General features: G+C 71.9%; 17 protein-coding genes. 14 read left to right on the plus strand and 3 right to left on the minus strand.

The window, feature by feature from the left end; translation table 11 throughout:
- Nucleotides 1-107: 107 nt before the first annotated feature.
- On the minus strand, nt 108-506 hold the full coding sequence (locus ACZ45Z_RS26835; protein WP_468367381.1) for a DUF1844 domain-containing protein: 399 nt from the start codon (nt 504-506) through the stop codon (nt 108-110).
- 335 nt (nt 507-841) lie between these two features.
- Here ACZ45Z_RS26835 and infC point away from each other — a divergent pair, with 335 nt between their 5' ends.
- The 10 genes from infC to ACZ45Z_RS26885 all read left to right on the plus strand — a co-directional run bounded on the left by infC (nt 842) and on the right by ACZ45Z_RS26885 (nt 12,072).
- Nucleotides 842-1,555 carry a translation initiation factor IF-3 gene (gene infC, locus ACZ45Z_RS26840; RefSeq protein WP_468367488.1) on the plus strand — a complete coding sequence of 238 codons (714 nt, stop codon included), beginning with the start codon at nt 842-844 and terminating at the stop codon, nt 1,553-1,555.
- A 122-nt stretch (nt 1,556-1,677) separates the two neighbouring features.
- Nucleotides 1,678-1,872, plus strand: a complete 195-nt coding sequence (gene rpmI / locus ACZ45Z_RS26845; RefSeq protein WP_361161105.1) for a 50S ribosomal protein L35 — start codon at nt 1,678-1,680, stop codon at nt 1,870-1,872.
- A 109-nt stretch (nt 1,873-1,981) separates the two neighbouring features.
- On the plus strand, nt 1,982-2,365 hold the full coding sequence (rplT, locus tag ACZ45Z_RS26850) for a 50S ribosomal protein L20 (protein ID WP_468367384.1): 384 nt from the start codon (nt 1,982-1,984) through the stop codon (nt 2,363-2,365).
- 144 nt (nt 2,366-2,509) lie between these two features.
- Nucleotides 2,510-3,364 (plus strand): TrmH family RNA methyltransferase, encoded by an 855-nt coding sequence (locus tag ACZ45Z_RS26855; protein ID WP_468367387.1) that lies wholly within the window; start codon nt 2,510-2,512, stop codon nt 3,362-3,364.
- Between the two features lie 82 nt (nt 3,365-3,446).
- Entirely contained in the window at nt 3,447-4,607 is a 1,161-nt protein-coding gene (locus tag ACZ45Z_RS26860) for a sensor histidine kinase (protein WP_468367389.1), read from the plus strand.
- Nucleotides 4,608-4,798: 191 nt separating this feature from the next.
- Complete coding sequence (gene pheS, locus ACZ45Z_RS26865) at nt 4,799-5,923, plus strand: phenylalanine--tRNA ligase subunit alpha (RefSeq protein WP_468367391.1); 1,125 nt, start codon at nt 4,799-4,801, stop codon at nt 5,921-5,923.
- Nucleotides 5,923-8,448, plus strand: a complete 2,526-nt coding sequence (gene pheT / locus ACZ45Z_RS26870; RefSeq protein WP_468367394.1) for a phenylalanine--tRNA ligase subunit beta — start codon at nt 5,923-5,925, stop codon at nt 8,446-8,448. Before pheS ends, pheT begins: the two co-directional genes overlap by 1 nt.
- A 292-nt stretch (nt 8,449-8,740) precedes the next feature.
- Nucleotides 8,741-10,003, plus strand: coding sequence for a PP2C family protein-serine/threonine phosphatase (locus tag ACZ45Z_RS26875; RefSeq protein WP_468367491.1), 1,263 nt, complete (start codon nt 8,741-8,743; stop codon nt 10,001-10,003).
- A gap of 135 nt (nt 10,004-10,138) precedes the next feature.
- Entirely contained in the window at nt 10,139-11,476 is a 1,338-nt protein-coding gene (locus tag ACZ45Z_RS26880) for a transcriptional regulator (protein ID WP_468367397.1), read from the plus strand.
- A 65-nt stretch (nt 11,477-11,541) separates the two neighbouring features.
- Complete coding sequence (locus ACZ45Z_RS26885; RefSeq protein ID WP_468367400.1) at nt 11,542-12,072, plus strand: NUDIX domain-containing protein; 531 nt, start codon at nt 11,542-11,544, stop codon at nt 12,070-12,072.
- 46 nt (nt 12,073-12,118) lie between these two features.
- Here the strand turns inward: ACZ45Z_RS26885 and ACZ45Z_RS26890 are convergent, their stop codons facing one another.
- A complete protein-coding gene (locus ACZ45Z_RS26890; RefSeq protein WP_468367402.1) occupies nt 12,119-12,376 on the minus strand; it encodes a hypothetical protein in 258 nt (85 codons plus the stop codon).
- 756 nt (nt 12,377-13,132) lie between these two features.
- On the opposite strand from ACZ45Z_RS26890, the gene ACZ45Z_RS26895 reads away from it, so the two are divergent.
- The 4 genes from ACZ45Z_RS26895 (at nt 13,133) to ACZ45Z_RS26910 (ending at nt 19,333) form a co-directional block, all read left to right on the plus strand.
- Nucleotides 13,133-15,307: an ATP-binding protein gene (locus tag ACZ45Z_RS26895; protein WP_468367404.1), complete on the plus strand. Its 2,175-nt coding sequence runs from the start codon at nt 13,133-13,135 to the stop codon at nt 15,305-15,307.
- A 165-nt stretch (nt 15,308-15,472) separates the two neighbouring features.
- Nucleotides 15,473-16,792 carry an SUKH-4 family immunity protein gene (locus tag ACZ45Z_RS26900; protein ID WP_468367407.1) on the plus strand — a complete coding sequence of 440 codons (1,320 nt, stop codon included), beginning with the start codon at nt 15,473-15,475 and terminating at the stop codon, nt 16,790-16,792.
- Between the two features lie 28 nt (nt 16,793-16,820).
- On the plus strand, nt 16,821-17,093 hold the full coding sequence (locus ACZ45Z_RS26905; RefSeq protein WP_468367410.1) for a DUF6406 domain-containing protein: 273 nt from the start codon (nt 16,821-16,823) through the stop codon (nt 17,091-17,093).
- Nucleotides 17,094-17,173: 80 nt separating this feature from the next.
- Nucleotides 17,174-19,333 (plus strand): hypothetical protein, encoded by a 2,160-nt coding sequence (locus tag ACZ45Z_RS26910; protein ID WP_468367412.1) that lies wholly within the window; start codon nt 17,174-17,176, stop codon nt 19,331-19,333.
- 46 nt (nt 19,334-19,379) lie between these two features.
- On the opposite strand, the gene ACZ45Z_RS26915 is transcribed toward ACZ45Z_RS26910, so the two are convergent.
- On the minus strand, nt 19,380-21,593 hold the full coding sequence (locus ACZ45Z_RS26915) for an SUKH-4 family immunity protein (protein ID WP_468367415.1): 2,214 nt from the start codon (nt 21,591-21,593) through the stop codon (nt 19,380-19,382).
- Nucleotides 21,594-21,853 lie beyond the last annotated feature (260 nt).

The raw sequence follows: 21,853 nt of genomic DNA on the forward strand, positions 1-21,853 counted from the left end.
CTCCCCCGCCTCCCTTTCCGCCCCCCCCACCACCCCTACACAGCACACCCGCTTTCCCCCCCCCCCGTCGCTTGGCTCCCTCCTTGTCCCCGGGTGGCGCTGCCGTACTAGCCGTGGACCGGCCCGGTGAACTTCTCGCCCGGCCCCTGGCCCGGCTCGTCCGGGACCACCGAGGCTTCGCGGAAGGCGAGCTGCAGGGACTTCAGACCGTCCCGCAGGGGCGCCGCGTGATACGAGCCGATCTCGGTGGCGCTGGCCGTGACCAGCCCCGCCAGGGCGTGGATCAGCTTGCGCGCCTCGTCCAGGTCCTTGTGCGTCTCGCCCTCCTCGGCCAGGCCGAGGTTGACCGCCGCCGAGCTCATCAGGTGCACCGCGACCGTCGTGATCACCTCGACCGCCGGCACGTCCGCGATGTCGCGGGTCATGGCCTCGAAGTCGGGATGCGAGGGGTCCGCCGCGGGCGACGCGTCGGGCTGCTCCGGCTGCTGCGGGGTCTGGTCACTCATGTCTTGGGGCTTCACTTCCTGCTGAGGGGATCGTGCCCAGACTATGGCCCGCGCCCGCCGCCCCCGCGCGCGGGAGCGTTCCCCTGGACGAGTGAGCCCGCACCGGCACCGCGGGCCCGCACAGGAGTGGGGGTCCCCCCTTGACTGGTGTATTCTGGTGTTCCGACCGGCCGGACACACATGTGACCGGCCCACAAGTGGAGGCTCCGATCTCCCACCCGACCGACCTCACGGTTGGCGGGTCAACGGTCTGGCTGCGCCCCGCGGAGACATTCGCGGCGGTGCTCCTGAACCATTCACGGAGCCCCGCCTGTGTCCCGTCCGGGGCGTTTTTCATGTACCGGCGCGGTTGGTCACACCGAAACAGACGTTACGCGGCAGTCCGCCAGGCCGTCGCGTGGTGCTACCGAGGAGGATCCATCAGCGCCGAGCCCCGCATCAACGACCGGATTCGCGTCCCTGAGGTGCGACTCGTCGGTCCCAGTGGCGAGCAGGTCGGCATTGTGCCGCTTGCCAAAGCCCTGGAGCTTGCGCAGGAGTACGACCTCGACCTGGTCGAGGTGGCGGCGACCGCACGTCCGCCGGTCTGCAAGCTCATGGACTACGGAAAGTTCAAGTACGAGTCGGCCATGAAGGCCCGTGAGGCGCGCAAGAACCAGGCGCACACGGTCATCAAGGAGATGAAGCTCCGGCCGAAGATCGACCCGCACGACTACGACACCAAAAAGGGTCACGTCGTCCGGTTCCTCAAGCAGGGTGACAAGGTCAAGATCACGATCATGTTCCGTGGTCGCGAGCAGTCCCGCCCCGAGCTGGGCTTCCGGCTGCTGCAGCGGCTCGCGTCCGACGTGGAGGACCTCGGCTTCATCGAGTCGAATCCGAAGCAGGACGGCCGAAACATGATCATGGTCCTCGGTCCGCACAAGAAGAAGACCGAGGCGATGGCCGAAGCCCGTGAGGCGCAGGCCGCCCGCAAGGCGGAGCGCCAGGGTGGATCTCCCGCGGAGCAGTCCGTGGAGGAGTCCGCCGAGGAGCCCGCCGAGGCGTGATTCCCGGGCGTGCCCCGGAGTCATGCCGGGGCACTCGCCCCGGACACCAACCGATACATCTGACGCTCCCGCGGGCCGGTTCCGTGCCGGTGGGAGCGCCACTGACGAGGAGAGAACGGCGCATGCCGAAGAACAAGACGCACAGCGGTGCCAGCAAGCGCTTCAAGATCACTGGCTCCGGCAAGGTGATGCGCGAGCGCGCCGGCAAGCGCCACCTGCTCGAGCACAAGTCGTCCCGCGTGACGCGTCGCCTCACCGGCAACGCCGAGATGGCCCCGGGCGACGCCGCGAAGATCAAGAAGCTTCTCGGCAAGTGAGTCCGGGCGCCCCGCTCACCGTTCGGGGCGCAGGACTTGAAGACCGGGACCCAATCGAACCGGGCCGCGTGAGTACCCACCGCGGCCCCGCTACAAGGAGTTAAATCAAGTGGCACGCGTCAAGCGGGCAGTCAACGCCCACAAGAAGCGCCGGGCGATCCTCGAGCAGGCCAGCGGCTACCGCGGCCAGCGCTCGCGCCTCTACCGCAAGGCGAAGGAGCAGGTCACCCACTCCCTCGTCTACAACTACAACGACCGCAAGAAGCGCAAGGGCGACTTCCGTCAGCTCTGGATCCAGCGCATCAACGCCGCTGCCCGCGCCAACGGCATGACGTACAACCGCTTCATCCAGGGTCTGAAGGCCGCCAGCATCGAGGTGGACCGCAAGATCCTGGCCGACCTCGCCGTGAACGACGCCAACGCGTTCTCCGCGCTCGTCGAGGCGGCCCAGAAGGCGCTTCCGAGCGACGTCAACGCCCCGAAGGCCGCCTGAACACCGGCCTGACGACGTTGTGACGCGGACCCGCAGGCCCCGGCCTGCGGGTCCGCCGCCGTTTGACGGACCGTTCACCGGGCTCCCCGCCCGCACACCGCGCCCGGTCCACCCGCACCGAACGAAAGAAGCGAGCCGCCGCCCATGGGCACCCCCGAGCTGATCTCCCCGCGTTCCCCGCGCGTCTCCGCCGCCCGGCGGCTGGCCCGCCGCGCCTTCCGCGGCAAGGAACGCCGGTTCATCGCCGAGGGCCCGCAGGCCGTACGCGAGGCCATCGCGCACCGGGTGGACGGCGCGGCCACGCTCGTCGAGCTGTTCGCCACCGTGGAGGCCGCCGAGCGGCACGAGGGGATCATCGAGGCCGCCCTCGCGGCCGGGGTCCGGGTGCACTACGCCGACGACCGGACCGTCGCCGACATCTCCCAGACCGTCACGCCGCAGGGCCTGCTCGGCGTCTGCCGCTTCCTGGACTCGCCGTTCGAGGAGATCCTCGCGGCCCGTCCGCGGCTGATCGCGGTGCTCGCCAACGTCCGCGACCCCGGCAACGCCGGAACGGTCCTGCGCTGCGCCGACGCGGCGGGCGCGGACGCCGTCGTGCTGACCGACGCCTCCGTCGACCTCTACAACCCCAAGTCCGTACGCGCCTCGGTCGGCTCCCTCTTCCACCTTCCGGTCGCCGTCGGCGTGCCGGTCGAGCGGGTGGTGGGCGGTCTGAAGGACGCCGGTGTGCGCATCCTGGCCGCCGACGGCGCCGGCGACCGCGATCTGGACGCCGAGCTGGACGCGGGCTCCATGGGCGGCCCGACAGCCTGGGTCTTCGGCAACGAGGCGTGGGGCCTGCCGGAGGAGACCCGGGCGCTGGCGGACGCGGTGGTGCGGGTGCCGATCCACGGAAAGGCGGAGTCGCTCAACCTCGCGACGGCCGCCGCCGTGTGCCTCTACGCCTCCGCCCGGGCCCAGCGCGCGGCAGGGGGATGCCGCGCGGTGTCACCCGCCTGAGGGGCGTCCACCGGATCTTCGTGGCGCGCACGACCCGAGCTAGTAGTGTGGCGTGCTCGGGGCCCGGAAGGGGGTAACGGGTATGAGTGTGAGGACTTCCGGCACCACAGTCGCCACTGAGAGCTGCCCGGCCGGCGGAGCCGGGCACGGGCCGCCGCCCGCCGCCGCCCGGGTCGTCCCCGGGGCCGGTCTCGGCATCGACCCCGACGATCTGCCCGACGGCCTGGTCGTCGCCGACGAGAGCGGCCGGGTGGTCTGCTTCAACGCCGCCGCCGCCAAGATCACCGCCATCGCCCCCCAGGACGCGCTGGGCCACCCCCTTGAGGACGCCCTGCCGCTCCAGGACATCGAGGGCCGCCGCTGGTGGCAGCTCACCGACCCCTACGGCGGGCTCGCCATCCGCCGCGGCCAGCCCGAGCGGAACCTGCTGCTGGGCGGCCGCGAGGTGCTGGTCTCCGCCCGCTACGTCCGCGGCCGGCCCACCGGCCCCGTACAACGGCTGGTGATCGCGCTGCGCGGCACCGAGGCGCGGCGCCGTACGGAGCTGAGCCATGCCGAGCTGATCGCCACCGTCGCCCATGAACTGCGCTCGCCGCTGACCTCCGTCAAGGGCTTCACGGCCACCTTGCTCCAGAAATGGGAGCGCTTCACCGACGACCAGAAGCGCCTGATGCTGGAGACCGTGGACGCCGACGCCAACCGCGTCACCCGCCTCATCGCCGAGCTGCTCGACATCTCCCGGATCGACTCCGGGCGCCTGGAGGTGCGCCGGCAGCGCGTCGACATGATCGCCGCGGTCCGCCGGCACGTCCAGGCGCAGACCACCGCCGGACAGCGCCCGGACCGCTTCCTGATCCGGGTGCTCGAACCGCTGCCCGATCTCTGGGCGGATCCGGACAAAGTCGACCAGGTGCTGGGCAACCTGCTGGAAAATGCGGTGCGCCACGGCGAGGGAACGGTCACCATCGAGGTGGCGCCGTCGTCCTCCCCGCCCGAGCGGGGGAGCGCCGGGACGACCGTCACCGTGAGCGACGAGGGCGCCGGCATCCCGGAGGAGTCGATGAGCCGTGTCTTCACCCGCTTCTGGCGGGGCAGCAAGCGGGGCGGCACCGGCCTGGGCCTCTACATCGTCAAGGGCATCGTCGAGGCCCACGGCGGGGCGATCACGGTCGGCCGGGCGCCGGCCGGCGGCGCCGAGTTCCGATTTACGCTGCCCGTCGCGGCCCCGGCCTTCATGGCCTGAGAGGAAGCGGCGGGCGCCTCCGCCCCAGGGGCTCGGGACGGCCGTGGCGGCCCTCCCCTTAGACTTGACCTTTGGCACCTTTGGCGCACAAGCATCGCGGGCACAGAGCGGGCTCGGCATCGAAGTTTGTGATCGAAGAGCCGAGGCGAAGCGAGCCAAGCCAAGCCAGTCCACCGGAAGCACGGGAAGAGATGTCCGCACCCAATAAGTCGTACGACCCTGTCGAGGTCGAAGCCCTGAAACCGGAAGAGATCGCGCGGGTGACCGACGAGGCGCTGGCCGCCGTCGCCGCCGCGGCCGATCTCGAGGCGCTGCGCGAGGTGAAGGTCGCGCACACCGGCGACCGCTCGCCGCTCGCCCTCGCCAACCGGGAGATCGGCGCCCTGCCCCCGCACGCCAAGGCGGACGCCGGAAAGCGCGTCGGTCAGGCCCGCGGCCGGGTGAACCAGGCGCTCAAGGCCCGCCAGGAGGAGCTGGAGGCCGAGCGCGACGCGCGTGTGCTCGTCGAGGAGGCGGTGGATGTCACGCTGCCCTACGACCGCGTCCCGGCCGGCGCCCGGCACCCGCTGACCACCTTCATGGAGCGGGTCGCCGACGTCTTCGTCGCCATGGGCTACGAGGTCGCCGAGGGCCCCGAGGTCGAGGCGGAGTGGTTCAACTTCGACGCCCTGAACTTCGTGCCCGACCACCCCGCCCGCCAGATGCAGGACACCTTCTTCATCCAGGGCGAGGGCACCAAGGGCGACGAATCCGGTGTCGTGCTGCGCACCCACACCTCGCCGGTGCAGGCCCGCACGCTCGTCGACCGCGAGCCGCCCGTCTACGTCGTCTGCCCCGGGCGCGTCTACCGCACCGACGAGCTGGACGCCACGCACTCCCCGGTCTTCCACCAGATCGAGCTGCTCGCCGTGGACGAGGGCCTGACCATGGCCGACCTCAAGGGCACCCTGGACCACATGGTCCGGGCGCTGTTCGGTCCGGACATGAAGACCCGGCTGCGGCCGAACTACTTCCCGTTCACCGAGCCGTCCGCCGAGATGGACATGGTCTGCTACGTCTGCCGTGGCGAGTCCGTGGGCAACCCCGACCGCCCCTGCCGTACCTGCTCCAGCGAGGGCTGGATCGAGCTGGGCGGCTGCGGCATGGTCAACCCCCGGGTGCTCACCGCCTGCGGCGTCGACCCCGAGAAGTACAGCGGTTTCGCTTTCGGGTTCGGCATCGACCGGATGCTGATGTTCCGGCACAACGTGGAAGACATGCGCGACATGTTCGAGGGCGACGTCCGGTTCACCCGGCCGTTCGGGATGGAGATCTGATGCGGGTCCCGCTTTCTTGGCTGCGGGAGTACGTCGACCTGCCGGCGACGGAGACCGGCCGTGACGTACAGGCCAAGCTCATCCAGGTCGGCCTGGAGGTCGAGACCGTCGAGCGGGTGGGCGACGGCCTCAAGGGCCCGCTGGTCGTCGGCCAGGTGCTGACCATCGAGGAGCTGGAGGGCTTCAAGAAGCCCATCCGCTTCTGCACCGTCGACGTGGGCAGCGCCAACGGCACGGGCGAGCCCCAGGAGATCGTCTGCGGCGCCCGCAACTTCGCCGTCGGCGACAAGGTCGTCGTGGTCCTGCCGGGCGCCGTCCTGCCCGGCGACTTCAAGATCGCCGCGCGCAAGACGTACGGCCGGACCTCGCACGGCATGATCTGCTCCGGCGACGAGCTGGGCATGGGCGACGACGGCAGCGGCGGCATCATCGTGCTGCCGCGCGAGATCGAGCCGGGCACCGACGCCATCGAGCTGCTGGAGCTCGTCGACGAGGTGCTCGACATCGCCGTCACGCCCGACCGCGGCTACTGCCTGTCGATGCGCGGCGTCGCCCGCGAGACCGCCACCGCCTACGGCCTGCCGCTGCGCGACCCCGCGCTGCTGGACGTGCCGCCGCCGAACGCCGGCGGCTACCCGGTCAAGGTGACCGACCCGATCGGCTGCGACCGCTTCACCGCCCGCACGGTCACCGGCCTGGAGCCCGAGGCGCGCACCCCGATCTGGATGCAGCGCAGGCTCCAGAAGGCCGGCATGCGCACGGTCTCGCTGGCCGTCGACGTCACCAACTACGTCATGTTGGAGCTCGGCCAGCCGCTGCACGCCTACGACCGCTCCGCCGTGGACGGTCCGATCGGTGTCCGCCGCGCCACGCCCGGCGAGAAGCTGACCACCCTGGACGGCACCAAGCGGGTGCTGGACGCCGCGGACCTGGTCATCACCGACAACCGCGGCCCCATCGGCCTCGCGGGCGTCATGGGCGGCGCCAACACCGAGATCGCGGGCGCGGTCGTCGACCCGGAGACCGGCGCGCTGCGCGGCACCACCGACATCGTGGTGGAGGCCGCGCACTTCGACGCGCTCTCCATCGCCCGTACGGCCCGCCGGCACAAGCTGTCCTCCGAGGCGTCCAAGCGCTTCGAGCGCGGCGTCGACCCGGAAGCCACGTCCGCCGCGGCGCAGCGGACCGTCGACCTCCTGACGCTGCTCGCGGGCGGCACCGCCGAGCCCGGTGTCACCGAGGTCGTCTCGCCCCGGGGACCGCGCACGATCACCATCCCGGCGGACCACCCGGACAAGGTCGCCGGCGTCCACTACGGCCGGGAGACCGTCGTCCGCCGCCTCCAGCAGGTCGGCTGCGATGTCTACGGCCAGGACGAGCTGGTCGTCACCGTGCCGTCCTGGCGGCCGGACCTGACCGACCCGAACGACCTCGCCGAGGAGGTCATCCGGCTGGAGGGCTACGAGAACCTTCCCTCCACCCTGCCGCGACCGCCGGCCGGCCGCGGCCTGACCGAGCGTCAGCGGCTGCACCGCCGGGTCGGCCGCGCGCTGGCCGGTGCGGGCTACGTCGAGGCGCTGAACTACCCGTTCACCGGCTCGGCGGCCCTGGACCAGCTCGGCATCGAGCCGGACGATCCGCGCCGCCAGGTCGTCACCCTCGTCAACCCGCTCTCCGACGAGGAGCCCGACCTGCGCACGACCCTCATCCCGGGTCTGCTGGGCGCGCTGCGCCGCAACGACGGCCGCGGCACGCACGACCTGGCGCTCTTCGAGACCGGCCTGGTCTTCCGGCCGACCGGCGACGAGAAGCCGGCCGTCCGGCTGCCCGTCGACCGCCGACCGACCGACGAGGAGATCGCCGCGCTGAACGCGTCCCTGCCGCAGCAGCCGCGGCGCGTCGCCGTGGTGCTGGCCGGAGCCCGCGAGCAGGCCGGCTGGTGGGCCGGCGCACGCCCCTCGACCTGGGCGGACGCCGTCGAGGCCGGGCGTACGGTCGCGCGGGAGGCGGGCGTCGAGCTGATCGTCCGTCAGGACCAGCACGCCCCGTGGCACCCGGGCCGGTGCGCGGCGCTGCTCGCCGTCGTCGACGGCGAGGAGGTCCTCGTCGGCAACGCCGGTGAGCTGCACCCGCGCGTCATCAAGACGTTGGGTCTGCCCGAGCGCACCTGCGCGATGGAGATCGACCTCGACCGCGTGGAGCGGGCGGCCGACGGTCCGCTGCGCGCCCCGCGGATCTCCACCTTCCCCGTCGCCACGCAGGATGTGGCGCTCATCGTCGACGCCACCGTTCCGGCGGCGGACGTCGAGAGCGCGCTGCGCGAGGGCGCCGGTGAACTGCTGGAGTCGCTGCGGCTGTTCGACGTCTTCACCGGCGAGCAGATCGGCGCGGGCAAGAAGTCGCTGGCGTACGCGCTGCGGTTCCGCGCCGCCGACCGCACGCTGACCGCGGAGGACGCCTCGGCGGCCCGTGACGCGGCGGTCGCGGCGGCGCAGGAGCGGACCGGAGCGGTGTTGCGCGGCTAGCCGAGGGCGGCACCCCGCCGCTTCGGCGGGCGGGCCGGCGAAGAGGGCGTGGACGGCACCTGGTGCGGTCCACGCCCTTTCTCGTCGCCGCTGCCCGGGACCGGGCAGATCCGTACATCATCACTCAATCGGGTGGTAGGGCACGCTTCGTCGCCACTCGATCACGCAACGTCGCAAGAATCGACGGAGCCAGGCGCGGCCCGCGTGACCGCGGTGACGGGCCGCGCGGCGGGATGGACGGACACCTTCTACGGGCCCACCGGCTAGGGGGACCACCGGCATGACCACCGGCATGATCCGAACCCGGGTGAGGGGCGGGGCGGGCGCCACCGCGGCGCGTGCCCGGCGGGCCCTTCTCCTCGTGCTGCCCGGCCTCTGGGTGCTCGGCGTGATGATCTGGGAGCTGTGCCGCCCCACCAGCGGGCAGTTGCCGCAACTCCTCGCCGCCGCACCGGCCATCGCCTGCGCGGGCACCGGCCGGCGCAGGTGCGTGCTCCTCGGCGGCCTGTGCGCCGTGCTCGCGCTGGTGCCCCTGGGGCAGGCGGCGCCGGCGGTCGGCCTCGCCACCCGCGCGACGACCTGCGGCGCGATCCTCGCCGTGGTCGGCGCCAGCTATCTCACGGCGGGCCGGCGGCTGCGGCTCGTCCGCGAACTCCACCGCACCCGTGAGGTCGCGGCCGCCGCCCAGCGGGTGCTGCTGCGGCCGCTGCCCCCGCGGATCGACGGTCTGACGCTGGCCGCCGGCCATCTCTCCGCCGCCGAGGGCGCCGCCGTCGGCGGTGACCTCTATGACGTGGTGGGGACGCGGTACGGCGTCCGGGCGGTCATCGGGGACGTGCGCGGCCACGGCCTGGAGGCGCTCGGTACGGTCGCGGCGATGCTCGGCAGCTTCCGCGAGGCGGCGCACGACGAGCCGGAGCTGGGCGGGGTGTTGCGCCGTCTGGAGCGGGCGCACCGGCGGCACCTGTCCGAGCGGGCGCGGGCGGAGCATCCGGCGGCCGGCGGCGGTGAGCCGGTGAGCCCGGTCGCGGAGGAGTTCGTGACGGTGCTGCTGCTGGAGGTCGGCCGGGACGGCTCGGTCACGGCGCTCAACTGCGGGCACCCCTGGCCGTACCGCGTCGGTCGCCGGAGGGTCGCGCCGGTCGAGGCCGCCGAGCCCATGCCGCCGCTGGGCCTCTTCCCGCTGCCCGAGGACCTTCCCGCGGTCCGCTGCGGTCAACTGCGGCCCGGCGAAGGACTGTTCCTGCACACCGACGGCGCGGCCGACGCGCGGGACGCGGCCGGGGCGTTCTTCCCGCTGACCCGGGAGCTGCGCCGCAGCGTCGAGGCGGCCGGCGCGGCCCCCGGCCCCGCCCCGGCCGCAGTGGTGGAGGACTTACGGGCCGCGCTGCTGCGGCACTCCGGCGGGCGGCCGACCGACGACGTCGCACTGCTGATGCTGTGCAACGACCGGCCGCGGGTGCCCGCGCGGGGCCGGACCGCCGGGCGGCCGGTACCGAACCGGGTGGCGGTGGGACGGCCGGGGGAGCGCGTGGGGAAGGCCGAAGGCCCGTAGCCCGGGCGGTTGTCGGCGGCCCTCTTCACACCCCGTGTGAAGCCCGGTTCACTACGCTGATCGCACTCCGGTCAGGAAGTCGACCAGGCCATCAGCCGCCGGCCCGCGCGGGCCCAGGCCCACCGGGAGGCCCGCATGGAGCCCAACACCCTGCTCGACGCGATCCTGGACGAGGCCGGCATCTCGCACGCCGGTCTCGCCGCGCGCATCAACCAGCTCGGCGAGCGCCGCGGCCTGGCCCTGCGCTACGAACACACCGCGGTCGCCCGCTGGTTGAAGGGGCAGCGGCCGCGCGGCCAGGTGCCCGACCTGATCTGCGAGATACTCGGCGACCGGCTGCGCCGCCCGGTCGGGCTGGACGACGTCGGCCTGAGCCGGCCCGGAGTGCGCCGCACCAGCGAGACCCCGCTCTCCGGGTTCGTGGAACGCGCCACCGCCCTGTGGCGCTCCGACGAGCAGCAGCGCCCGCACGTCCTGGCCGCGCCCGCGCTGACCGGCACCTCGGCGGTGATTCCCGTCTGGGAGTGGGAGAACCCACCCGAGGACCGCGATGTGTCGCGGGAGGGCGTGACCCGGGTGGGCATGGCCGACATCGAGATGCTGCGCGCGGCCCGGACGCACTACGAGCAGATGTACCGCAAGGCCGGTGGCGTCGCGACCAGAGCGCGCATCGTGGGCTTCCTCAACACCGAGGCGGCGCCGCTGCTGCGGGGCAGCTACACCGACGCGACGGGCCGTCAGCTCCACCGGGCCACCGGCGGCCTGGTCGCCGTCGCCGGGATCTGCGCGTACGACTCGGACGCCCTGGGCCTGGCCCAGCGCTACTTCCACCAGGCGCTGCGGCTGGCGAAGGCGAGCGGGGACCGGGGCCTGGGCGCGTACGTCATCGCGCTGCTGGTCAACCAGTCCCTGTTCGTCCGCGAATACCGCCAGGCGGTCGCGTTCGCGGAGGCGGCGCTGCGGGCCGCGGGGCCGCAGATCACTCCCGCGCTCGCCGCGGACCTCTACGCGATGCAGGCCAAGTCCTACGCCCGGCTGGGCGACGGCCGCAGCGCCCTGGCGTGCATCCGGCGGGCGGAGGCGGCGGCGGAGCGCATCCGGCCCGGTCTCGAACCGGCCGAGACCGGTTACGTCCAGCCGGGCCTGGTGAACGTGCAGGTGGCGGAGGCGCTGCTCAGCCTCGGCGACCTGCGCGCCGCCCGGGAGCAGGCGGACGCCGCCGTCGACACCCCCGCCCACGACCGCGGCCGGGTCCACCGGCTGGCCATGCTCACCCATATCGAGCTGCGCCAGGGGGACGCGGACCGGGCCGTGGCCAATGCCGCTCAGATGACGGAGCAGGCTCGGGGTATGGAGTCGCAACGGCTGCGGGACCGGCTGCGGGCGGTGCGCGAGCATCTGGCGGAGACCGGGAGTTCCGCGACCGACGCGGCTGCCGATCTCATCGACGAGGTGCTGCGCGTTCCGCTGTAGGGCAGGTCAGGCCCTCGACCGGGCTCGTGTCACCTCGCCAGTCAACGGCGGAAGGTGGCAGTGACGTGCGTTGGAAAAACCTCGGCGAAACGCCGGTCTACTCGAATCCCTGGTTCCGGGTGAATCTCGCCGATGTGGAACTCCCCGGCGGCCGCCATCTGGATCACTATCTGATCCGGATGCGGCCGGTCGCGGTGGCCACGGTGGTCAACGCGGCCAATGAGGTGCTGCTGTTGTGGCGGCACCGCTTCATCACCGATAGCTGGGGCTGGGAGCTGGCGGCCGGGGTCGTCGAGGACGGCGAGGACATCGAAGCCGCGGCGGCGCGGGAGATGGAGGAGGAGACCGGGTGGCGGCCCGGCCCCCTCACCCCCCTCCTGACGGTGGAGCCGTCCAACGGCCTCACCGACGCCCGGCACCACATCTACTGGTCGGACGAGGCCACCTATGTGGGCCCGCCCGAGGACGCCTTCGAGTCCGACCGGCGGGAGTGGGTGTCCCTGAAGCTGGTACCGGACATGGTGGCCCGGGGGGAGGTGCCGGCGGCCAACATGGCGGCCGCGTTGCTGATGCTGCACCATCTCCGGCTGGGCTGACCCCGGGCCGGCCGGCGGCTCCCGTCCGGGGCCGCCGGCCGGTCGGTCACCTGCCCAGGCCCTGCCACACCGTGACCACCAGCGCCGCGAGCCCGGTGAGCGCGGCGAGGGAGGGCAGCGGCCAGCGCGCGCTCTCCAGCCGTGTCACGCGGGCCTGGAGTTCGTCCGCGTCCCGCTCGTACTGCTCGGAGCGCTGGGCGAGCAGCGCGAGTTGGCCGTCGACCCGTGCGGTGCGCACATCGAGGCAGCGCCTCAGCTCCGCTAAGTCGGCGACTTTCAGGTCCGGTTCGGGGTGGGCGGTCACAGTCCGCTCCTCATTCCTTCGACGTTCGGGCTTCATGGTCCGTGCGGTCCTCAGTCAACTGCCCTGCGGCGGAAGGCGGGAGCGTGTGCGGAGGGTATATGCGGGTCACCGGCGCACACCCCGTGTGAAGTGACGCGCGGTGACGGCCGGGGCGGGCGGCGGCGGCCGTTCGCACGGGGTGTGAACCGCGCACCCGGGACCGGCCGGTTCACACGCTCCCGCCGCCGCCCGAGGGGGAGTTGACTCGGTGGTGCCACGGGGTCCGGCGCCGGCGGACGGGCGCCCGCCGGCCCGGTGTCCGCCCGCCGGTATTCCCCCGAGCGGCGGGCGGACGGCCCCGGGCAACGGGACGGCCCGTACCCGCTGTCGGCACGGGCCGTTCCCGGCGCGGTGCGGGCGCTCAGTACGCGGAGACACCCGGGCCGCTCTTGCGGCCGAGCCGGCCTGCGTCGACCATCCGGGGGAGCGGCGTACAGCGGCTCCTTGTACTCCTCGTATCTGCCCTTGGGTGAATCAGGGGAGGCCAGGGGCATTGTCAGTGGGGTGCGGCATGATGCGGGTACGAAAGTTTCACGGGTGAGCGCAGGCACCCCGTGAATCGCCGGCGCGGCGCCACACGGGGGTGACAAGCGCACGCCACACCTGGGTGACGAGCGGCGGTCGGGGTGCGATTCACCCCGTGCGACGACCCTAGGATGAACGGCGTACGGTCAACATGACGTGACGGTGCCGGACGGACAGGACAACGGGGAGACAATGACCAGCCCGACCCAGGCCCCAGAACAGACCAAGGCCCATGAGCCCCACCCCTACATCGGGGGGCGCAACGCCGCGCTGCGCGCGCTCACCGCGTGGCGGACGGAGCGGCCGGGCGCGCCTCGGGTCGTCATGCTGACCGGAAGTCCGGGCACCGGATGTTCGCGGCTGCTCACGGGGTTCCTGATGCTCTGCGACCCGGAGTATCGCAAGGGGCTGGAGCTGGACGCGCTCGATCCGGCGACCGTGCCTCCGGACTTGCCCGCACCCGCGGTGCCGAGCGTTGCCGGGCTGACGGCGGCGCAGATCCTGTGGCTGCTCGCCGATCACTACGAGTTGTCCGCGACCCGCACCGCCGACATCTTCCCCGAACTCGGTCAACTCCCGTTGTCCGGGCGGCCGGTGACGATCGTGGTGCCGGATGTGGATCGGGCCGGTCCGGTGCGGGGGGCGGGTGAGCCCGCGCACGTGGTGCGGGACGCGCTGAAGCCCCTCGCCGCCGTCGATTCCCTACGCCTTCTCGCCGACGTGCCCCGCGAGTTCGCCGTCGAGCTCGCCGAGAGCCTGCCGCCCGGCGTGGCCCAGATCATCGACCTCGACGCACCCGAGTGGGCCGACCCCGAAGGGCTCGTGCTGCAGGCCGAGACGCTGCTCGATCCCCGGTTCGGCGCCCCGGAGCTGCCGTTCACGACCGAGCCCGACGCTCGACGCGCGCTCGCCGAGGTGATCGCCCGGCATGCGGGAGACGGCGCGGGCAGCCGCCTGACCGTGCACCTCGCCGTCCAGTCGATCCTGATGCACCCGGAGGGGTTCGACCCGGCGGATACGAGCCAACTGCCCGGCAGCGTCGGCGAAGTGATCGATCTGCACGCCCAGCGACTTGACACCCACCCCCGCACCCTGCGGCGGATCCTCGCGCCCCTCGCCCTCGCCGAGGGCGACGGCCTGCCCGTGCACCTCCTGACCCCGCTCGCCTCCGCAGTCGCCGAGCGGGACATGAGCGAGGGCATGGCGCGGGGCATGCGGCTCGTCGCCCCCTTCATCCGCCCCATCGAGAGGGCCGGCGAAGGCATCCCTGAGGACGAGCGGACGCTCATCGGATTGCAGCACCCGGGCATCGGCGAGGCCGTTCGGGCGGGCATTCCGGATATTCCGGGCGCTCAGGCGCGTATCGCCATGGAGTTGCTGGAGGCCGTACCCGAGCAGAACTGGGCGAAGGCAGGGGCGTACGTTCGCGATCACATCGCGGGACACACCCTGGAGGCCGGTTTGCTCCCCCGGCTCCTCACCGACCCCGGCCTGTTCGCCCACGCCGATCCGGTGCGGTTGCGCGCCGCGGTGGAGGCCGTACCCCTGGAGCGGTTGGACGCACCGGCGCGCACCTATCTGCGTACGGCCCCGCTGTTCACCCGCACCCAGGCACCCGCCGTCCTTCGAGCGGCGCTCCTGGAGACCGCGTTCGTCGAAGACGGACTGCTGGAGTACGCGGCGGTGTTGCGCCGCATGGTGCCCGAGCTTCCCTGGCACACCCTGTGGAGCGTGCCGGTCGCCGGGGTCGACGCCGTGACCGTCGGCAAACTGGCCCCGGCCCCGGCCCCGGCCCCGGCCCCGGCCGCGGCCGCGTCGGACGGCGCCGCGCAGGCTCCCGCGAAGCAGGAGCCTCGGGAGTCGGCCCCGCTCGCGGTCGCCGTGAGCGCGGTGCCTCAAGGCACCCCGGGTTCGAGCCCGTTGAAGGCCGACGATCCCAAGGCCCCCGCCGTGCTCGTGCAGGACCTCGCCACCGGCTCCGTCATCGATGCCGACCCGTCCCAGATCCTGCGCCCCTCGGATGACGAGCGCGCCACGGGGCCGCTCGGGTTCAGCCGCGGCGCCGACTACGTACGCGTCTGGCGTCGCGGCGAGCAGCAGGGCGACGAGAAGATTGTCACGGCCCTGATCTCCGCCACGCCCTTCACGGGAACCGACCTCTCCCCCGACGGCATCCTCCTTGTCGCCACGGAAAGCGGTGTGAAGGCGCTGCGGATCCGCCCGGCGCAGCCCTGTCCCACGACCGCTCGGCGCTCCGTACCCGACCCCCGGGAAGCGGAGCCCGAGCCCGCACAGGCCCCCGAGCCCACACCGGAAGCCGCACAGGCTCCACAAGCCCCCGGGCCCGATGCCCACCCGACCGCCTGACATCCACCCACCGCCGACCGTTAGGCTCAAAGGCCCGAAGCCTCTCGAAGGCGCCCGCATCAGACCGCCTGCACCCAGGCCCACTCGGACGAGGGCCGCGGAGCTCGCCCGGCACCGACCCCGGCCGCACCGGCCCCGTCCGCCCGAAGACTCGAAGGAGATCCCGTGATCAGCCAGGAGCAGGCGCTCGCGACCGCCGAGGGGTGGCTCAACCCCGAGGGACAGGAGCGCCGTGAGGTGCGGATGCAGGAGTTCGATCTGGGCTGGGTGGTGTGGGCCGCGGCCCCGCCGATCGAGCGTGACCCGGTCACGGGCAAGCGCCGGCCGCCGGCCACGATCGGCCACTCCTGCGGTGTGGTCGACCGCCGCACCGGCGAGCTGAGCACCTGGCCGTCCGTGCCGGTCGAGGAGGTCGTGCGGATGTATCAGGAAAAGCACGGCGGCGGCCAGGAGGCCGCGCCGCCCGCGCAGCCGCCGGTCACCGGCCCCGGCAACACCACGGTCATCACCTACGTCGACCCGCGCACCGGCGAGGAGACGAGCCTCTTCAAGAACTCCGCCCCCGGTCTGCCGCACTCCGAGTTCCAGGCCATGGCGGAGATCCAGAGCCTCGGCGTCCCCGCGCAGAACGTGGTCGCGATCCACACCGACCTCAGCTCCAGCCTGCTCCCCGGCGGGTACCCGGGCCGCCTGATCGGCCGTGCCTACCCCAACGCCCGGTACTCCTGCACGCAGGAGTACGGCCTGCGGGGCGAGGAGCGCGCCGAGGCGATCGCCGGGCTGCTCCAGCACGTCGAGATGATGCACCAGATCGCGGGACAGCAGCCGCCGCCACGGCCGCACCGCGCCCCGGTGCCGACCGACGTGGAGCCGGCCGAGCCGCTCGGCGATGTGGAGCTGGGCCGCGAGCTGACGGAGGCCTTCGGCGCTGACGGCGTACGTCGCTACGACGCCGACGACCTGGCGGGCACCCCGCTCCCCGAGGCCACCAAGGCCACGCTGACATGGGCCGGGCTTCCGACCGACATCCCGTTCTTCTTCACGGCCGACAGCCCAGAGGCGGAGCTTCCGGCCGGCCTGTTCGGCAATGCCGCCACGCATCTGCGCGCGATCGGCCCCCAGGCGAGCGCCGACTCCCTCGCGTTCCTGGAGGGCCACGTCAGGATCGGCACCGACGGGGTCGCACTGATCACCGTCCAGTGCACGGGGTCCGATCTGGAGGGTGAGCCGGTCGGCCAGCTCTGGGCCGTCACTCCGGAAAGCGGCGCGGGCCGCCGCGTCAACGCCTCGCTGTCCGCCTTCGCCCGCTCCCTCGCGCTCCTGCACACCACGCGCGAGGAGATGATCGCGCTCGACCCGATCATGGCGGGCAGCGCCGTCGCCGACTTCCAGGAGCAGCTCGTCGCCATCGACGCGTCGGCCCTGGACGACCCGAGGAACTGGTGGTCGGTGATCGTCGAGCAGATGTGGCACGGGTTGTTCTGACCGACCCCGTCCGCCTGGAGGATGCGAAGTGACTAGCGCCGACACGGTGGGTCTCTGGCACGGGATCCAGCGAAATCTCGGGTACGCCAGCTTCTCGGTGCACGACATCTACCGGGAGTCCGACGCCTCGGTCAGGGTCCTGCTCGTGACCGTCACCACTGAAGAGCGGACCCACACCCTCCGCGTGGGGGAGACCTTCCCCGTGGGCGCCGAGACATGGCAGCTCACCGATTTGACGGGTTGGCCGAGCGAGGACGACTGGCTCGTGGTGCTGCGCCGCGTCGCGACGTCCTCAACCTGAGAGGATGTACGCGAAGGCGGTACAGGGGTACGCGGACGAGGACGGTCGCGGCAATCAGGACGGGGAGGCAGTACCGGGCCATGGGTCGGCGCTACGAAGCGGACGGTTACACCGCCGAGTTGGACGACGACCTCCAGGTCGTCTACCGCAATCCACGCGGCAAGAAGCTTCAGAAGATACCCGACCGGCTCGCGGACACCGAAGGCGTACGCAGGCTGTACCGGCTGCGGCGGGCGCTCACGGGACACCGTAGGGATGCGCGCGTGCAGGCCGAAGCCTGGGCCACCGCGGGCACGCGCGTGCCCATGGCCCTCGCCGAGTCCGACGCCGTGTGGCGCGAGGTGCTCGCCGACGCCGGGGTCGAGCCGGCGGCAGACCAGCCCGCATCGGATGCCGACGAGGCGGCGCTGATCGCGCGGACGTACGTCCACCCCGACGGCCACCTCATGACGCTCCTCCTGAGGTCTCCCTTCGCGCGTCATTGGGACGCGCTGCTGGCGTCGCAGGAGGAATGGGAGCTGACGGACACGTTCGCGACCGGCATCCAGGCTCCCAGGGACACCGGGGATACCGGGGGTACCGGGGACAGCGAGCTCCCGTTCCCTGAGCGGCTGATGGCGGCGTACCCCGGCCAGGAACAGGAGGCCCTGGAGGCGGCCTACGCCTTCGGCTGGAGCCTCTGGGGCAGCCCGCTTCTCTACAAGTCCATCCTGGACGACGACGTGGAGCACCTGGCCGCGACGGCACCCAGGTTCCTCCCCGCCTTCCTCGACGAACTCGCCGACATGTGCCTGGAGGAGGGCGGAAAGCGCAAGCAGTACGCCACCGGGTACTTCACGCGCGCCAGGAACGCCGAACGTGAGCACCACACCAAGCCCGACGAGCGCCGGCTCGACGCCCGATACGCCACCTTCGCGGACCAGGGAGCGCTGGCCAACGGGGCGGTACGCGCGTGTGCCAAGGAACTGGCTCGCCGAGGCGCGGTGGTCTCGCCGGACCAACTCCGGCGATTCCGCGACGTACTGGTGCGACGCGTACACACGCCCCACGACCTGTATCCGGGCATGGCCGCGGATCTGCGCAAGGTGGCCCGGGCGGCGGGGGCGAATCCCGAGTCCGAAGTGGCCGCGCTGCTCGAGGGCATCGTGCCGAAGGTCGGGCTGTGCGCGGGTGACGTGAACAAGTTCTGGGTCGACGCCCTGAAGGGAAAGGCCCTGGAGCTGCTGGTCGAGCGACGCCCGGAAACGGTGCACGACGTACTGCGGCTGGTCCCCGACGACGCGAACAGCGCGGAGGACTGGCTGTCGCTGCTCCGACGCAGCGGTGCCCTGGCCCTGTTGACGGGCGAGCGGCCGGGGCTCCCCGCCGGCGAAGCCGCCCGCGTGCTGCACGACTGGCTGGCGAGCGAGCCGACGTGGCGTGCACGGAGTGACGAGCTGTACGACCTGGCGGTGCGCCTCGCCCCACGTCTGGCAGCCGACGCCGTTCCGGTGCGCCTGCCCTACCCCGCGCCCGACCGCAAGCGGGCCCTCATCCCGCTCGACCTGGCGGACGAACTCCTCGAACACGGGGTTCCGTTGGCGGACCCTCCGCCGAAACTGGGCAGTCCGGGCGCCGCCCACATGGTCGTACACCGGCGCCCGCACCTGACCCGGCTGCTCGCGGACCCGCGCTTCGCCCGCGAGCTGCGCAGCGGGCTCGACAACGAACTCGAGCTGGTAGGGCTACCGGAGGCAGGGATCTCGTACCACCATCACTACCGCCCGCACCGCGCCGCGGAACGCGAGAGCTGGCAAAGCACCCCCGGCATCTGCCGCACGCCCCTGGGCCGTGAGGTGCTGTGCGCTTGGATGAACCGTCAACGCGAACGCCTGCGCGCGGGGCTCGACCTGAACGGGCTCGTGCGGGTGCTCGCCCCCTTCGTGCACATCGGCGGGGTTGTCGACGAGCTGCTCAAGGACGAGGCGGCGGCACGGGAGTTCGCGTCCGTGGACGTGGTCGCGCTGGTCCTGGCCGACCTTCCGACCGAAGCCGAACGCCCGGCGGTCGAAGGACTGATGGCCACGATGCGCCCCGAGGACCTGATCGGCACCAGGCCCATGCCGGCCCTGCGCACACGGATCGACGAGACCTTGCCCGACCTGTCCGATTCGCAGGCCGCCCGGGCCTGGAAGGCACTCCAGACGGGGGTCAACTGCCAGGAGGGGCTGAGGCGCCTTGTCGCCCGCCTCTCCGGCTGACGCGCCGACACCGATGTATCACTTGTTGTGTCACTCGTTTGTTGTGTCACTCGTTGTGGAGGACGTACGACCACGCGGGCTGCTCGCCGCCCCGCTCATCGACTTCTGCCAGTGCCCCCAAGACCCAATAAGTGATCTGCCCCCGCTCGGAGTTGCCCGGAGGAAGGAGGGCACGGGTGCGGAGCCCGGTGACCCACAGCGCGACCATGGTGAGGAAGCTCTCCAGGCCGCGTGCAGCGGGAAGCCCGGCCAGATACTCCTCGTCGGGTCCGGTCGGGACGCGCAGGATATGCCCGGTGGGCCCGTCGATGACGATTTCGCCCCCCATCCACTTACCGATCTGGAAGAAGGGCCCGCGTTCCGCCACGGGTTCGACATCATCCGGCCAGTCCGCCTCGTCGAAGAGGTCGACTTCCCAATTCCCGTACGGCAGTAGCGCCATGGCGCCCTCATTCATGTCTGGCAGGCCGAACCCGGTGCAGAGCTCGCGAGTCGGCTGGTGGGTCAACTCCTCGGGGAGTTCCTCGGGTTCGGCCTCGTAGATGTCGTCTTCGCCGAAAAGGGCGATCAGGTCCCTGTGGTTCGGGGGCGTGGCATCAACGGGACGGCTTGGGCCCGCGTCCGCGTAATCCCAGGACAGGGCCCGTTGCCGGGAGCCGAAGGTGTCCGAGGGGTCCACGCCGTCCGCTGACTGGATGGCGATCAGCCCCAGGTCGCCCCCGAACACGACGACATCGCCCACGGTCAGTGGGATGCAGGGAAGCAGGAACGCGCTTTTGCTTCGAGGAGGGGACGACGAGTCGAACAGTTCGCGCAGGCGTGTGGGATGCCCGGAACTCTCGCCGGCCTGTGAAGCCGATGGGGTCGGTGTCGTAGTCGCCGGGGGCAGGGCCAGGTCCGTGCGATCTTCCTGCGGAATCTCACCCTGTTCCCAGAGACCTGCGACGAGCTCACCCGTCTCCAGGTCCCGGACGGAGACGTACGGTTGCGGCGATCCATCTACCGTACGCTGCTGCAATCCGGCAATGGCGGACCGTCCCCGCCGGCGCACTTCCGCCAGCCTGACGAACCTGCCCGCTTCGAGGAAACGCGGATGGTATCCACCCGGCGGCCGCCAGTGGGCCCATTTCGTACGCCAGGGAAGTGAGACACCGGACGAAGCCACGGACGACGCGAATTCGAGATCGTTTCGCGACCAGGCCATCAAATGCAGCCAGGAAGCCCACTCACCCTGACTTCGCGGCACAACCCCCCATCCCCACAGATGAATTGCATCGGCGGCGGGACTGTTGCCGGGGATAATGAAGCTGCGGCTTCGCGCCGAGTCCATGAGTGCGGTATGCGGTAGATGGGCCACCGTACGCCCATCGCGCAGAAGTTCTTCGTATGCCGCCGCCTGCACGGCGTGCATGGCGAGCCCGGTGGCGGCGTACAGCCCGACGGCTCCTGCCTTGGCCCACCCCTCCGGATGACGGAAATCGGCGGATGTTCGCAGCAGCCAAGCGACCAAGTGCCGACTGACGCATACGAGTTCCTCGGATTCGACTTGGCGTCGCAGGGCTTCGGCGACAGCCTCGTCAGCGAAGGAAACCCCAAGTGGTCCCACCAGCAGGACGTCTGAATGCTCCCGAGCCAACTCGGTGAGTGCGTCGTGAGACATGGTCTCGCCGGTCAAGGCGACGACAAGCTCCGCCCACACGGGCATGGGCACGACGCGCGGCTCCGCCAGGGCGAGAGCCCGCAGGGCGGCCGGCACGTCGGGAGCGGGGACGACACCGGCGGGCTCGGCCAGGCGGAAGACGGCCTCGGGAGGCACGCCCCGCGGCAGGAGTTCGGGGTCGGTATCGGTCACCACGGCCAACTTCCCGCGCGCCAGCCAGGGGATGGTGCTGCGGATCAGCCGCTCCGGCTCGTACGACCGCCGGGTGAGCCCGGCGCGGCGGGTGTTGACAAGCACCAACAACCGCTCTTCGCTCCACGAACCGAGCGCGAAACGCCAGTCGTCCCGCTTGTCGGGGGACAGATCGACGCCGAGCGCTGTGAGAGCCCGGTGCATGACCTGTTCGGCGGTGAGACCGGTGGCATCGACGAGCACGCTCCCCGGCACACCCTCGTGCACCCGCCGCATGACGGCCCCGGTATCCACACCGACCGGAGCGACGACATGGGCGACGCCGCCGCCCCGCCCACCGCCACGCCACCATGCGCCCACGCGACCGGGCACTCCTTCCGCGGGAATGCCCATCGATGTCTCAGTCATGCCGCTCCTCGCCGCCACTGCTCCCGAACTCCCTCACGGTAATGGGACGGCGTCGCCATCGTGTCCCGAGGGCCTGTCGGCTGGGCGTCAGTCGCCTGCGCACACCCGAGAATCCGTACGACGTGCTCCCGGCCGGCCTGCTAGCGTTCCGTGTGCCGAGGATATGAACGGGCTACCTTCTCAGCTCCCTCTCCACGAGGGGACGCCAACCCTCTCGTCTGCCTCGGAACAGCGAGGCCATGGGGGTGGCTTCCTTCTCG

It is taken from the genome of Streptomyces sp. NPDC031210 (assembly GCF_055570395.1).